The 13,803-nt window shown below is 67.5% G+C and carries 11 protein-coding genes; 7 read left to right on the plus strand and 4 right to left on the minus strand.

Translation table 11 applies throughout. The features are described from left to right. The first annotated feature begins 129 nt into the window (after positions 1-129). On the plus strand, positions 130-600 hold the full coding sequence (gene rnhA / locus KF688_00890; protein ID MBX3424208.1) for a ribonuclease HI: 471 nt from the start codon (positions 130-132) through the stop codon (positions 598-600). A gap of 55 nt (positions 601-655) precedes the next feature. Here rnhA and KF688_00895 read toward each other — a convergent pair whose 3' ends face one another. Beyond that, a complete protein-coding gene (locus tag KF688_00895) occupies positions 656-1,069 on the minus strand; it encodes a VOC family protein (GenBank protein MBX3424209.1) in 414 nt (137 codons plus the stop codon). Positions 1,070-1,624: 555 nt separating this feature from the next. Continuing rightward, positions 1,625-2,305: a response regulator transcription factor gene (locus KF688_00900; protein ID MBX3424210.1), complete on the minus strand. Its 681-nt coding sequence runs from the start codon at positions 2,303-2,305 to the stop codon at positions 1,625-1,627. A gap of 374 nt (positions 2,306-2,679) precedes the next feature. Between KF688_00900 and KF688_00905 the strand changes: the two genes are divergently transcribed. Genes KF688_00905 through KF688_00920 form a run of 4 tightly spaced genes read left to right on the plus strand, consistent with a single transcriptional unit; the run spans position 2,680 to position 10,627 of the window. Beyond that, positions 2,680-5,739 (plus strand): DUF2309 domain-containing protein, encoded by a 3,060-nt coding sequence (locus tag KF688_00905; protein MBX3424211.1) that lies wholly within the window; start codon positions 2,680-2,682, stop codon positions 5,737-5,739. Continuing rightward, positions 5,736-7,139 carry an oxidoreductase gene (locus KF688_00910; GenBank protein ID MBX3424212.1) on the plus strand — a complete coding sequence of 468 codons (1,404 nt, stop codon included), beginning with the start codon at positions 5,736-5,738 and terminating at the stop codon, positions 7,137-7,139. Before KF688_00905 ends, KF688_00910 begins: the two co-directional genes overlap by 4 nt. Continuing rightward, positions 7,136-8,593, plus strand: a complete 1,458-nt coding sequence (locus KF688_00915) for an oxidoreductase (GenBank protein ID MBX3424213.1) — start codon at positions 7,136-7,138, stop codon at positions 8,591-8,593. Before KF688_00910 ends, KF688_00915 begins: the two co-directional genes overlap by 4 nt. Positions 8,594-8,614: 21 nt before the next feature. Continuing rightward, the gene (locus KF688_00920) at positions 8,615-10,627 is read left to right on the plus strand and encodes a SulP family inorganic anion transporter (protein MBX3424214.1); all 2,013 of its coding nucleotides are present in this window, start codon (positions 8,615-8,617) and stop codon (positions 10,625-10,627) included. A 28-nt stretch (positions 10,628-10,655) separates the two neighbouring features. Here the strand turns inward: KF688_00920 and pdxA are convergent, their stop codons facing one another. Then, the gene (gene pdxA, locus KF688_00925; GenBank protein MBX3424215.1) at positions 10,656-11,750 is read right to left on the minus strand and encodes a 4-hydroxythreonine-4-phosphate dehydrogenase PdxA; all 1,095 of its coding nucleotides are present in this window, start codon (positions 11,748-11,750) and stop codon (positions 10,656-10,658) included. 190 nt (positions 11,751-11,940) lie between these two features. Between pdxA and KF688_00930 the strand changes: the two genes are divergently transcribed. Together KF688_00930 and KF688_00935 are read left to right on the plus strand one after the other, a co-directional pair. Next, the gene (locus KF688_00930; protein MBX3424216.1) at positions 11,941-12,519 is read left to right on the plus strand and encodes a hypothetical protein; all 579 of its coding nucleotides are present in this window, start codon (positions 11,941-11,943) and stop codon (positions 12,517-12,519) included. Positions 12,520-12,740: 221 nt separating this feature from the next. Then, positions 12,741-12,923, plus strand: coding sequence for a hypothetical protein (locus tag KF688_00935; GenBank protein ID MBX3424217.1), 183 nt, complete (start codon positions 12,741-12,743; stop codon positions 12,921-12,923). Between the two features lie 124 nt (positions 12,924-13,047). On the opposite strand, the gene KF688_00940 is transcribed toward KF688_00935, so the two are convergent. Then, a complete protein-coding gene (locus KF688_00940) occupies positions 13,048-13,734 on the minus strand; it encodes a hypothetical protein (protein MBX3424218.1) in 687 nt (228 codons plus the stop codon). Between the last annotated feature and the right edge of the window lie 69 nt (positions 13,735-13,803).

Here is a 13,803-nt window from a genome sequence, read left to right on the forward strand (position 1 = left end):
AGGCAATACGGGGATTGTCGTCGATTCCCGCGAGCAAGCCGATTGCCACGAAGCTCGCTTGGCCGTATCCTCTCCCCCCTCCGCCACGTCCCCTCCGCCTTGTCCTGCCGGACGCGCTTCGCACCCCCCATGCCCGACTCCTCCTCCGCCGCTCCCGTGGTTCACCTCTACACCGACGGCGGTTGCAGCGGCAATCCGGGGCCGGGAGGCTGGGCGTTCGTTCTCAAGCACCCGGCCTCGGGCAAGTCGATCGAACGGAGCGGCGGCGAACGCGACACGACCAACAATCAAATGGAGCTGATGGCCGTGATCGCGGGGTTGGAGACGCTCAAACGTCGCTCGCGGGTCGAGCTGTTCACCGACAGCGTCTACGTCGGCAAGGGGATCAGCGAGTGGATGCCCAAGTGGAAAGCCAACGGTTGGCGCCGCAAGGAGGGGTCGAAGCTGGTCCCCGTGAAGAACGAAGACCTCTGGCGACGGCTGGACGCGCTGTTGGCCAAGCACCACGTGAAATACACCCGCGTCGCCGGCCACAGCGGCCACCCCGAAAACGACCGCTGCGACGAACTGGCCGTGGCCGCGTATCAGAAATACCTGTAGCTCAGGCCTTCCCGATGCGAGCGGCGCCCCGTCGGTCCCGACGATCGCAGCTCGCTCACCCCTCGTCCGCCGGTCCGACCCAAAAGTGCGGATTGTACGCCACCTCCCACAGGTGGCCGTCGAGATCCTGGAAGTAACCGCTGTAGCCGCCCCACGACGCCTGCTGCGGCGGTTTGACGATGGTCGCCCCGGCCCGCGCCGCCTCGGCGATCACGGCGTCGACCTCGGCTTTGCTGGCGACGTTGTGGGCCAGGGCGACTCCCCCAAATCCCCGCCCTTCGGCCGGCACTGTCGCGTCCTCGGCCAGCGCCTCGCGCCCGTAGAGCGCCAGCCACGTTCCGTTGAGCGTGAAGAACGCCACCTCCGGCGGCGACTCCATTCGCGGCAGGCCGAGCCCTTCTTCGTAAAACGTCACGGCCGCGGGCAGGTCGCGCACGCCGAGCGTGATCATGCTGATGCGGGATTTCATGGCGACTGGATTCCCGAGAGGTTCGAAAGCTTGGGCGTCGTCCCCGTCGGCGGCGCGCATTCTAGCGAGCGGCCCGAGCTTCTCGACCACGAGCCGCATGTGCAACGTGCCGCGTGCAAAAGCAACTTGGTCTTTTGTGCAAAACTCCCGCCGGCGGCGGAGGCGAGACGCTCCTAAGCGATTGTCTGCCATCGACTTGCGCGACGCCGCCGGAGTGCGGTCCGGCGAATATTGCGAGCAAAATTCCCATCCGGCGAGCAATACTCGCGGCCGGCGCCTGGTTCCATCGCCTTGTTCCGGGAGCCGCCGTCACAGCGTTGGCGGCGGTTCACCGGCGGCTAGCGCCGGCCGCTCATGGTTTTGGGCGCAGGCGAGCGTTCGTTCTACTCGATGCGGCGGCCCAAATACCACCGAAAAATCTCGTCGGCGATCAACGCGATCAACGCGCCCGACCGGGACTTCGCGGCGAAGCGGTCGAACCAGAAGCGGGTCGCTCAAACACGAACGGACCGAGCATGCGACGTTAGCCGACGTGGAAGTCAGGCGGCAGTCGCGTCAAGCGTTCGCCGCGGCTCGCAGCACGTAGCCCCGTCCGCGAACGGTGTGCAGCAACTGTTCGTCGAAGCCCCGGTCGATTTTGCCGCGGAGGCGGTTCACGTGGACCTCGATCACGTTGGTGACCCCTTCCCAATCGGCGTCCCACAGATGCTCGCACAGCATCTTGCGCGTCACCACCTGGCCGGCGTGCCGCATCAGGAACTCCAGCAGGCTGAACTCAGTCGGCGTGAGCACGATCTCGACCTCGTCCCGCGTCACGCGCCGCACCGCCAGATCGAGCGACAGCGGCCCGACCTCGCTCCGTTGGGCGGTGACGTGCAGCGACCGGCGCGCGACGGCCTGCAGCCGGGCCAGCAGCTCGGCGAACGCGAATGGCTTGACGAGATAGTCGTCGGCCCCTGCTTCGAGTCCTGCGACTCGCTCTTCGACCGATCCCAGCGCGCTGACGACGATTACGGGCGTCTTGACCCCTTGGGCCCGCGCTTGGGAGAGGACTTCGAGCCCCGGCACGCCCGGCAGCATGAGGTCGAGCAGGATCGCGTCGGCCGACTGGGCCAGCGCTTCCTTAAGCCCGCGTTCGCCGCCGCGAGTCCAGGTGCAATCGTGTCCCGCTTCGAGCAGTCCTTGCTGCATCGCTTTGCCGAGGACGGGGTCGTCTTCGATGACCAGCACGTTCATGCCGCGGGTGAACTCAATGGGATCTTGGGGAGGAACGACGCGACGAAAAACGACTTGTCGGACTGTACGCGAAATTGACGCGCTGTCGCCGCAATTGTTCAGTTTCGGATCAGTGCATCCGTCGCAGGCGGGGAAGCCGGTGAATTGTATCGGAACAGCATGGGCTGCTCCATGATTCGCTCTAGCGTTTCCGCCTTACACAGGCAGGTCTTACCGAATTGTAATCCTCGCGCCTTTGCCGCAGACCGAAAACCGACGTAGAACCACCGCAGGCGGCGCCTTCGTGAGTCTGCTGTGCGCCTCGCCGCAGTACGACGCGCCAAGACCTGACGCGAAGCCCGCCCCGCCCCCTCGCCCGCCTGCGACCCCGCCCCGTGACGCACCTCTCGCTCGAACGCCCCGCGAATGCGGCGGCGACTGAGTCGATCCCCTCGGTCGGAGAAACCGTCGCCCGGCTTGCGCATCTGCTGCCGTCGCAGGGGCCGATCACGGTGTTCGTGCATCACAACACGCTGCACGCCTTCGAGCACCTGACGTTCGCCGAGGCGGTTGTCCAGGCGGCCGACTTGTTCGACCGCCATCCTTACCTCCCCGAGGAGGACTACCGCACGGAGCTCAATCGCGGTCGGATTCGACCGCAGGATCTGTCGCACGAGTTGATCGACGAACTCGACGAGGTGGGGGACGAGCTCATCGGGTCGTTGGGGACTCGACATGAGTTGTGGTTGAGCATGCTCGGAAGTCCGCTCCGTGAAGGACCCGACGCGGAAATCCACTGGTTCATCGACGAGACCGAGGCCCTGTACCGATTTCGCCCCGAAGCGAGCGCCGCGGCCTGTGCAAACTCGGTCCAACAGACCCGCCGGTGGCTGGTTCGCGACTACGCCGCCGACGCCGCGACTGAAGGTCGGTTGCGTGAGCAGACGGCGCGGTTGATCAAACAGTTCGGCCCGCAGGACGTCGAGTCGTGGTCCGCCAGGACGTGGGATGCGTTCACGCTGCACCTGCTATGGCAGATCTGCCGCGACGGCGTCGCCATGAACTCAGGCAGTGCAAAGCGCCCCAAGCCGATCCCTGCGAAGGATCGTCGAGCGCAGCGGTTGGTCGATGCGGAGTTGATTCGCCTCTGCGGGGCGTTTCTCGATCAAGGGTTTGCGGTGTGGGACCTGCCCGAGCGCGAGCGGGGCCTGTTCGCATCGTACTTGGACCTTCGCGGCGACGGTCCGGCGGACGCCCCGTGGATGGTCGGCCTCGCGGAGGAACTCGCCGAGATCCGGCGACTCGGACTGGGGCCCGAGCAGTGCCTCGAACGGGCCCTCGCGGCAGTCGCGGTCGACGACACGCAGCGCGAAACGACGCTGCGGGACGCGCTGCTGGCGCTTCCCGGGTGGGCGGGCATGCTGTGGCAGATGGAAACCAACGCCGAGTGGACCGTCCGTCCCGCGCCGCCGGGAACTCTGCTCGAGTACGCGGCCATTCGCCTGCTGTTGACGAAGTTCGCCGAGAAATTTCTGGCTCGCGCCGATGCAGCCGATTCGCCTCCGGCGGAGCCCAAGCTCGCTGGCCGCAGTCCGCTGCTGCAGGCGTTTCGGGTGTTTCAGATTGCACAGGTCCGGGGGTGGACGCCGGTTGATCTGCTGCGTCTGCGGCCGGCCGAGTGGCGCCGATTGCTGCGCGAGGTCGAGGCGTTCTCCAGCCGAGAACGACGACGCATCTATCACCAAGCGTACGAACGCCGCCTGCGCGAGGAGGTCCTCGGGGCGATTTGCGAGAACGCTCGCGCGATCGCGCGCCCGACGAGCCCTGCGGCTCTGCCGGCGTTCCAACTGGTCGCCTGCATCGACGATCGCGAGGAGTCGTTTCGCCGTCACCTCGAGGAGGTCGCTCCGGAGTGCGAGACGTTCGGCTACGCCGGGTTCTTCGGCGTGGCGATGTACTATCGGGGCGTCAGCGAGGCGCACTTTCGTCCGCTCTGCCCGGTCAACGTCAAGCCGCGGCATTACCTGCAGGAGAAACCCGCGCTGTCGGCTGAGGAGGCGAGCCGCCGGCAAGCGCGAGCCCGGCGCACCATTGGCCGCGTGATCCATGCGGCGAACCTTGGGGCTCGGACGCTGCTGGGGGGCGCCGTGGCGAGCCTGATGGGCGCTGCGGCGACGCTGCCGCTTGTGTTGCGCGTCGTGGCGCCGCGAACGGCCGGCCAGTTCCAGAAGTTGTTCGGACGGATCGTCGTCCCGGGGCGGACCCAATTGACGATCGAGCGGACCCATCCCTTGCCGGGAAGCGGCGTCGATCAACTCGGCTATCACGTCGACGAGATGGCTGCGATTGTGGAAGGGACTTTGCGAGCAATCGGGCTCGTCGAGCGTTTCGCCCCGCTGGTGATCGTCGCGGGGCACGGCTCAAGCAGCCTCAACAATCCCCACGCCGCCGCTTATGACTGCGGCGCGTGCGGCGGCGGACGAGGGGGCCCCAACGCCCGCGCTTTCGCTCAGATGGCCAACGACCCGCGGCTCCGGGCCGCGCTTGCCGCTCGCGGGTTGAAGGTCCCCGAATCGACATGGTTTCTCGGAGCGTACCACAACACGGGGGACGACGGGATCGAGTACTACGACCTCGACGAACTGCCCGCGACTCGTCGCGCGGCGTTCCAGACGGCCCGCGATGCAATCGAGGAGGCCCGCACCCGCAACGCTCACGAACGGTGCCGGCGATTCGAATCGGCGTCGTTGTCGCTCTCGCCGGCGGCGGCGCTGCGACACGTCGAGGGCCGGGCCGCCGATCTCTCGCAGGTGCGCATCGAATGCGGCCACGCGACCAACGCCTACTGCCTCGTCGGGCGTCGTGCGTGGAGCCGCGGACTGTTCCTCGATCGCCGCGCGTTCTTGGCCTCGTACGACCCCCGGATCGACGACGAGGACGGATCGATCCTGGCGCGGGTGCTTGCCGCTGTGATCCCGGTCTGCGGGGGGATCAATCTGGAATACTACTTCTCGCGGATCGACAACAACGGTTACGGCTGCGGAACCAAGCTGCCGCACAACATCACGTCGATGCTCGGGGTGATGGACGGCGCGGGCAGCGATCTCCGCACCGGGTTGCCGTGGCAGATGGTCGAGATCCACGAGCCGGTTCGGATCCTGTTCGTCGTTGAGACGACTCCCGAGACGCTCGAGCGCATCATCGCCTCCAATGCGGAACTCGCGGCCCTCGTCGGGCGGGAGTGGGTGCAGTTGGCCGCGTTCGATCCGCAGTCGAGGGCGATGCATCTGCACCGCCGCGGGCGATTCGAGCCCCACGCAGTTTCTGCCGCGACGTTGCCGGTCGTCGACTCGTCGGCGGCCTGGTATCGCGGGCAACGCGACCACCTCGGCTTTGCTCGCGTCGCGCCGACCGGCGTTCCCGGCGACGGGGCAGGGGAGGGGGGGGCGGCATGAGCGATTCCTGGTGGATGCAGCAATTGGGGCGCGTCGTCATGCTCGCCCCGGCCGTGCAGTTGGGAGTCGTCGGCGCCGCGATGCTCGCGGGGCGCCCGCTCGGCGAGAAGCGGACCGCCCGCCTCGCCCAGGCGTCGGTGTCGGTCGGCCTGCTGGCGGCCATCGGGGTGCTAGGGTTGATGTTGCTGTCCGGCGCCCGCCATGTCGAGATCGAGTTCGGCCACTGGGTCGAGGTCTCCAAATCGCATTTCGGCGAGCCGTTTCATTTTCACCTCAAGTTCGTCTTCGACCGGCTCTCCGTTCCGCTGGTGATCCTCAGCTACGTGCTCGTGGGCGTGATCGGCGCGTTTGCAACGCGGTACCTTCACCGCGAGCGGGGCTTCGCTCGGTTCTTTCTGCTCTACAGCGTGTTCCTCGCGGGGATGGTCGTCGCGGTGATGGCCGGAACGGTCGAGACGCTGTTTCTGGGGTGGGAGTTGGTCGGCTTGTCGTCGGCGCTGTTGGTGGCGTTCTTTCACGAACGACCCGCCCCGGTCGAAAACGGCCAACGGGTCTGGGCCGTCTATCGCGTCGCCGACGCCGCCTTCCTCGTGGCGGCGGTGGCGCTTCACCATGCGACCGGCGCCGGCGACTTCGCTGCGATGACCGGATCGGAGCCGTGGCCGCACGGCCAGGCGCTGTTGAGTTCCCAAGCGGCGCTGGGAATCGGCGTCTTGTTGTTGGCCGCCGCGGCGGGGAAGAGCGCGCTGGTTCCCTTTTCCGGTTGGCTGCCCCGCGCGATGGAAGGGCCGACCCCGTCGAGCGCCGTCTTTTACGGCGCGTTGTCGGTCCACCTGGGGACGTTCCTGTTGTTGCGGTTCAGCCCCGTGTTGGAACTCTCGCTTGCGCTCCGCGTGCTGGTGATCGGCCTGGGACTGGCCACGGCGGTCTACGGGGCGGTCGTCTCGCGAGTGCAGCCCGACGTGAAGACGGCGCTCGCCTTCGCCTCGCTCACCCAAGTGGGGCTCATCACCGCTGAGATCGGTTGCGGGTTGCGTTACGTGCCGCTCGTGCACATGATCGGCCACGCCTGCTTTCGCACGCTGCAACTGCTCCGCACGCCAAGCTTGCTGCAGGACCACTCGACGCTGGAAAACGCCATCGGCAGGCGCCTGGGCGAGTTGGCCGCGCCGTCCCGCGTGCGGTTGCCCCTGGGGGCCCGGCGCCGGCTTTATCGGTGGGCGCTCGAGCGAGGCCGCCTCGACGCGATGCTCGATCGGTTCGTCGTGACGCCGTTCTTGGAGCTCTTTCGATGGTGCCACCGTCGCGAGCGGCAGTGGACGAACTGGCTCGCCGGCGGCCCGCCCCGTTGCGAGGCCGATCCGTGCGATGCCGAGGACCTGGAGTCCGACGCCGCATGAACGAGCTCCATTTCTCCTGGATTGAAGCCGCGGTGCTGGCGCCGCTCGTCGGGGCCGCCCTGATCCCGCTGCGCAGCGATCCCGACCGGGCCCGGCGGTGCAGCCTCGTCGCGTCGGCGATTGCGCTGGCTTGCACGGTCGGGGCGTGGATCGATTTGGCCGTCCTCGACGCCTTCGAGGCTCACGATCGGTGGGATCTTGCCGAGCGGCTGTTTCATCGCGACCTGTTGGTGGTCGACGAATTGAGCGCCCCGTTGTTGCCGCTTGTCGCGCTGCAGTTCCTGGTGACGTTCCTCGCGACGCTGCGGACCAAGGCGTCGCGGTTTTCGTTCACCATGGCCCTGGCCACCGAGTCGATCACGCTCGCCACGTTGGCGTGCAAGGAACCGTGGCTGCTCGTCGCACTGCTGGCGGCGGCCCCCGTGTTTCCCGCCGTCGAACTCGTGCGCCGGGGCGAGTCGCCGCGAGTCTTCGTACTGCACATGGCCTTGTTCGCGATCTTGCTGGTCGGCGGACAGGCGATCGTCGCGGGGGCGGCGCCGGGGAGCGATGCGGCGATTTGCGGGCTGGCGATGCTCGGCGTCGCAGCCCTGGTTCGCAGCGGCGCCGCGCCGTTGCACTGTTGGCACGCCGACCTGTTCGAACGGGCGAGCCTGGGCGCCGCGATCTTGTTCGTCACTCCGATGACCGGCGCCTACGCGGCGCTGCGGTTGGTGTTGCCGACCGCACCGGCCTGGGTGCTGCACCTGATCGCCTTGGCCTCGCTGGCGACCGCCGTCTACGCTGCCGGGATGGCCCTCGTGCAACGCGACGCCCGGCGGTTCTTCAGTTTTCTGCTGCTGAGCAACTCTTCGCTGGTGCTCGTGGGGTTGGAACTGGTCACTCCGTTGGGGCTCGTCGGGGCGCTGTGCGTGTGGTTGTCGGTCAGTCTGGCTCTCACGGGGTTCGGTTTGGCGCTCCGGTCGATCGAGAGCCGTTGCGGGCGGATCGATCTGGCCCGCTACCATGGCATGTTCCGTGCGACGCCGACCTTGGCGGGGTTCTTTCTGCTCACCGGGCTGGCGAGCATCGGGTTCCCCGGCACGCTTGGGTTCGTCGCCGCCGAGTTGTTGATCGAGGGAGCCATCGATGCCGCGCCGTTGGTGGGGGTGATCGTGTTGTTCGCCTCGGCCCTCAACGGACTGGCGGTGATGCACGCGTACTTCCGCATCTTCACCGGGTGCGAGCACGCCGGCACGATCGACCTGCGAATCCGCCCGGCGGAGCGCGTGGCCGTGTTGGCGCTGTCGCTGCTGATTCTGGGAGGCGGGCTCTACCCGCAGCCGGGCGTTTCCTCGCGCCGGCATGCGGCCGCAGCGTTGCTCGACCAGCGAAACGAACATCTCAAACAGAATGTCACAGACGCCGCGAGTCGTCCGGCGGCCAAATCCGCCGCCGGCGAGTCGCAACGCTGACCACGCTGGGAAAGCAAATACATGAACGCCTCTGCAAAGCTCTCCGCGGTCCCCCTGGGGGACGTTCCCGTCGGCAATGCCGCGGGGTTCTCGAAGCATTTCCAGCATGACCTGCTCTCGGGATTCCTGGTTTTCCTGATCGCGCTGCCGTTGTGTCTGGGCATCTCGCTGGCGTCGGGGTATCCGCCGCTGGCGGGGGTGTTCACGGCGATCATCGGGGCGATCGTCACGACGTTCATCAGCAACTCGGAACTGACGATCAAGGGCCCCGCCGCCGGGTTGATCGTGATCGTCGCCGGGTGCGTGGCCGACTTCGGCGGCGACGGCATGGTCGGAGGCTTCTCCGCCGCCGATGGCGCCGCATATCGCGCCGCACTCGCCGTCGGCGTCGCCGCAGCCGTGCTGCAAATCTGCTTCGGGTTGTTTCGCGCCGGGATCCTCGGCGAGTTCTTCCCGACCGCCGCGGTCCACGGCATGCTCGCCGCAATTGGCGTGATCATCATGATCAAGCAACTGCCGGTTGCGCTTGGAGTGTCGGCCAAGGGAGAGCCGCTGGAGATGCTCCGCGAGATGCCGCAGTACGTCCACGAGGCGAACCCGGCGATCGCCGCGATCGGGCTCGTGAGCATCGCGATCATGTTCGCTTGGCCGGCGATCAAGCGGCGCTTCCGCATCCTCGGCCTCGTCCCGGCGCCGGTGATCGTGCTTGCGGCGGCGGTGGCCATGGGGTCGGCGTTCGATCTGCTTCACCCCCACTCCTACACCCTGCAGAACCACAAATACAAGCTGGGCGAGCAATACCTCGTGGCGATGCCCGACAAGCCGCTGGGGATGTTTCGCGAACTGACCCTGCCCGACATGGGGGCGCTCGCCCAGCCGAAGGCGTGGAAGTGGATCTTCATGTTTTTCGCCATCGGCAGCCTCGAATCGCTGTTGAGCGCCAAGGCGGTCGACGTGCTCGATCCGTGGAAACGCCGCACGAATCTCAATCGCGACATGCTGGCCGTGGGAGCGGCTAACCTGGCGGCCTCCTGCGTCGGGGGCTTGCCGATGATCTCGGAGATCGTCCGCAGCAAAGCCAACGTCGACAATGGCGCCCGGACTCGCTTCGCCAACATGTGGCACGGCTTGTTCCTGCTCTTGTGCGTCGCGTTGATCCCGACGCTGCTCCACAGGATTCCGTTGGCGGCCCTCGCGGGGATGCTTGTTTACACCGGCTTTCGCCTGGCCCACCCGCACGAGTTTCTCAACATCTACCGCATCGGCAAGGAGCAGCTCGCGATCTTCGTCACGACGTTGCTCATGGTCCTGGCGACCGACCTGTTGATCGGCGTGGCCGCGGGGATCGTCCTGAAAATGCTCATTCACCGCGTCAACGGCGTCCCGCTGCGGGCGTTGTTCAAGCCGTATCTCGAAATCGAGGAGGTCGACGAGCAGACGAGCCGGATCGTCGCCCGCGGCTCGGCGGTGTTCAGCAATTGGATTCCCTTTCGGCGGCAGATCGAAGACGTCGGTCTTGTCCAGCGGCGCAATCTCGTCATCGATCTGGCTGACGCCCGCCTCGTCGACCACAGCGTCATGGAGAAGCTCGAACAGGTGCAGACCGAGTTCGAGCAGGAAGGGCTCCGCCTGACGATCACCGGGCTCGACGCCCACCGCCAGATGTCGCGGCATGCGCTGGCCGCACGGAAGCAGGGCCTGCCGACCATGCGCCGGATCACGTTGTACGTCGCGGCGTCGGCCGAGGGGCGGATCGCCGAGCATGTTCGCCGCGCGGGAGCGGTTGGGTTCGCCAGCGCCGATTGTCGCCGCCTCGAGGGCCTTGCTCAGGGCGCCGGCGAGGACGGCGCGAGCGTGCGGATCGAAATCGTGGTTCCGTTGGAATCGTCCGGCGAACTGCTCGCAGCGGTGCGACGCGAGTCCCTGCTGGTCGGCGGCGGAGTTCTGTGCGTCGAAACCGTCGAGGCTGCGGGGGACCTCCTCGGCCGCCTTGCCGACGCCGGCGCGCCGGTTGAACACGCGGTCGCTCATTGAGCGCCGGTCGCGCGCGGCCGCGACCGGGCTAGGCCTCCTGGCCAGCCGTCCTGCGGCGCTGCGCCAGCCTGGCTGCGGTCGTGATCGCGGCGACCATGCCGGACGACTCCGCGGTTCCCTGCCAGGCGCGGTCGAACGCCGTGCCGTGGGCGACGCTCGTGCGGACGATGGGGAGCCCCAGGGTCACGTTGACCGCCCGGTGCATCCCCAGGAGTTTGAGCGCGATATGCCCCTGGTCGTGGTACATCGCCACGACCGCGTCGAATTCGCCGGCCCGGGCCCGGACCATCAGCGTGTCGGCAGGCAACGGTCCCGTGGCGTCGATCCCGGCGAATCGCGCCGCCTCGACGGCCGGAGCGATGAGGGTTCGTTCTTCCTCGCCGAACAACCCTTCTTCGCCGGCGTGGGGGTTGAGGGCGCAAACCCCGATCCGCGGTTCTGTGAGCCCGAACCCGTCGCTCATCGCCCGGTGAGCGAGTCGGCACTTCGCCAGGATTTCGGCCGTCGACAGCCGATCGATCGCGTCGCGCAGTGCGCAGTGGAGCGTCGTGTGGACCACTCCCAGCCCGCACCGCGAACCGGGCAACTCCTCCGGCGGCAGGTAGAGCATCATTGCGAAGTCGTCCACGCCGCACAGCTCGGCCAGCAGCTCGGTGTGCCCCGGATAGTCGTGCCCCGCAGCATGGAGCGCCGCCTTGCTCAAGGGGCCGGTGACGATCCCTGCGAACTCGCCGGCCAGCGCGCCGCGGGTCGCCCGGCAAACCGCCTCGTACGCGGCGTGACCGGTGCGAGAATCGACTTGGGCCCGAGGGGCGGCCAGCGACTCGTCGTCGCCGACCGGCAGGCAGGCGATGTGGAGCCGGTCCCCCGTTTCTTCGCCGAGCATGCGGATCGCCGTCACCGAGTCGACCGTGCGAACATGGGCCGTAACGCCCAGAAGATCGGCTGCCTGGGCGAGATGCTCGGGGCGTCCGACCGCCACGGGCCGGCAACAGGCGTGGACCCGCGGGTCCCCCCAGGCGCGTACGACGACCTCGGGGCCCACCCCCGCGGGATCGCCGAGCGTCAGGGCCAGAATCGGTTTCTCAGCCGGGTCGGTCGTCATCGGATCGCCGTCTCGCATGCGGGGCAGGGGAGGGGGGGCGGACGTGCGGAAACGCCCCGGGGGAGTCCTGTTCTGGGCGAATTCTCGAGGACGTCACGCGGCGAGCAACGCCCTGCGGACGGCTCCGGTTCCCGTTACAATGAACCGCTTTCCGCCGGTCGGTCAGCATACTCTCCCGCCGGCCCGTCGTCTCGCTGGACGCGATATCATGTCTCGCATCTTCCCCACGCTCGCCTCGTTGTCGCTCATGCTCTACGCGGGGGCGATGCTGTTGGGGTTGTCGATCGGCGACCTCTACGACAAGCCGACGCAAGAGATGGTCAATCACAAGGGGACCCACCTGCTGGCTGGCGCTGCGGCGGCGCTCGCGGTGGTGTTCGTCGAGAGCATCGTGGTGACCTACTTCGTCGGCACGAGCCGGTGGTGCAAGGAGGTGACCGAGACCTACGCGCTTCCCGTGGACGATCTCGTCGAGAGTACCCGTCTCAAACGCCGGACGTTTCCGCTGGCGGTCGTCGGCATGCTCTCGGTCGTCGGGGTCGTGGCCCTGGGCGCCGCGTCGGACCCGGGGACGGGGCGAGCAGGGACCCAGTCGATGGCCTCGATTCACTTGGCCGGCGCATTGGCTGGGATTGGTCTCGTAGGCTGGACCTACTATCGGGCTTGGCTGAATATCGTCGACAATCAAGCGGTTATCGCGCGAATGGTGAACCGGGTGCGTGAAATTCGGATCGCCAAAGGGCTGTCGGTCGACGAGGCCCCGACGGCCGAGCCGGCTCGCCAATGAGGGCGGGAAAAGGGCTCGCAGCGACCGCTCTTGCCGGAGCGGCCGTCCCGCGGCGGTAGGTTTTCGCCGGCGTTTCCCCGGAAATCCGCCTAATTAGCCCAGTCCGCCCGCATGACAGCCGATGATGAGCAACTATACTGAGGGTTTCGGCCCCCCTGGGACCCCCGGGGCTTCGCCCCCCGTTCCCTATGCCAGCCGTTCGCTACGCCGCCAGGTCGCCCATGTCCAAGGCCCTCACGATCGCAGGATTGGTCGTCGCGGGCCTCGTGGCGCTGGTATTCACGCTGGATTTGCTGATCAGCATCCCGTTTCAGGGCGCCAGTACGCTGATGGACGTCGGCGCCATCATCGGCGCCGCGATGCTCGGCTATGCCAGCTTCGAGGCCTTCCGCGAGGTCAAGTAACCTCGCACCTGCGCCTCGCGCCTCACTCCGTCAGGCTGGTCGCCCGAAACCTATGGCGGCGGCCGCCTGCTGCTGGCATGCCGTCTTTCGCCGTCGGGTGGGATGAATAGGTTGTTTGCGTTGTTTAGGCGGCGCGGAGGATCGATTGCTGCGGGGCGGAGCGGCGGGCGGTTGCGGCCCCGGTGTGCATTGCGCCAAGCTGCACGGCGCCAGCCTGGCGGGCTCGTTGCAGGGCGGCGATCGCTTGTCGCACCTGCCGTTGTCCCACAAAGCCCGCAGCGGCGAGCCGCATAGCGCTGATCACGACGGTCCACTCGGCGTGGCCGGCGGTTGGACCCGCGGCGAGACCCCCTCCGAGCAGTTGGCGCCACACGCTCGACGACGGCAGGGCTAGGTCGACGTTCACGCGGCGGACATGGATCGGGACGACTCGCCGGCCGGAGCCCTCGGCATCGATCACGGCGTGGATTCCCAGCCGTTTGAGATCGGCGATCGCTCCGTGCAACGTCCCTCCGGTGGGGAGATAGACGGCATGGACGTCCCCGGCGGCGGCGCGGCAGGCGGCGAGCCGCGACTCGAGCGACGCCGATTCCTTTGCTCCCGGCATCACGGGGACGAGCGACACGGTGCGTCGCACCGACTCGCCCAGCCCGCGATACAGGAGGATCGCCGCTTCGTCGGCCGCCAGCGTCAGGGGCAACCCGGAGGCGACGACCGAGCGGATTGCCGCGTGGAGTTTGTCGGCGGCGACGTCGGAGGGTTCGCAGGCGACGACCAAGGCAATCGATCGAGCCGCAGCGGGGCGAGTCATGAGCGTGCCGTCCGTGGCTAGGGGGGAATCGAAGCGACTTCAACGGCAATGACCGCGACGGGCTCCTCA

The sequence above is a fragment of the Pirellulales bacterium genome (genome assembly GCA_019636345.1).
Classification (GTDB): domain Bacteria; phylum Planctomycetota; class Planctomycetia; order Pirellulales; family Lacipirellulaceae.

What these genes read in the sequence shown, in the direction of transcription:
- rnhA (MBX3424208.1), top strand. Translation starts at nt 130, where the DNA reads ATGCCCGACTCCTCCTCCGCCGCTCCCGTGGTTCACCTCTACACCGAC.
- KF688_00895 (MBX3424209.1), bottom strand. Translation starts at nt 1,069, where the DNA reads ATGAAATCCCGCATCAGCATGATCACGCTCGGCGTGCGCGACCTGCCC.
- KF688_00900 (MBX3424210.1), bottom strand. Translation starts at nt 2,305, where the DNA reads ATGAACGTGCTGGTCATCGAAGACGACCCCGTCCTCGGCAAAGCGATG.
- KF688_00910 (MBX3424212.1), top strand. Translation starts at nt 5,736, where the DNA reads ATGAGCGATTCCTGGTGGATGCAGCAATTGGGGCGCGTCGTCATGCTC.
- KF688_00915 (MBX3424213.1), top strand. Translation starts at nt 7,136, where the DNA reads ATGAACGAGCTCCATTTCTCCTGGATTGAAGCCGCGGTGCTGGCGCCG.
- KF688_00920 (MBX3424214.1), top strand. Translation starts at nt 8,615, where the DNA reads ATGAACGCCTCTGCAAAGCTCTCCGCGGTCCCCCTGGGGGACGTTCCC.
- pdxA (MBX3424215.1), bottom strand. Translation starts at nt 11,750, where the DNA reads ATGCGAGACGGCGATCCGATGACGACCGACCCGGCTGAGAAACCGATT.
- KF688_00930 (MBX3424216.1), top strand. Translation starts at nt 11,941, where the DNA reads ATGTCTCGCATCTTCCCCACGCTCGCCTCGTTGTCGCTCATGCTCTAC.
- KF688_00935 (MBX3424217.1), top strand. Translation starts at nt 12,741, where the DNA reads ATGTCCAAGGCCCTCACGATCGCAGGATTGGTCGTCGCGGGCCTCGTG.
- KF688_00940 (MBX3424218.1), bottom strand. Translation starts at nt 13,734, where the DNA reads ATGACTCGCCCCGCTGCGGCTCGATCGATTGCCTTGGTCGTCGCCTGC.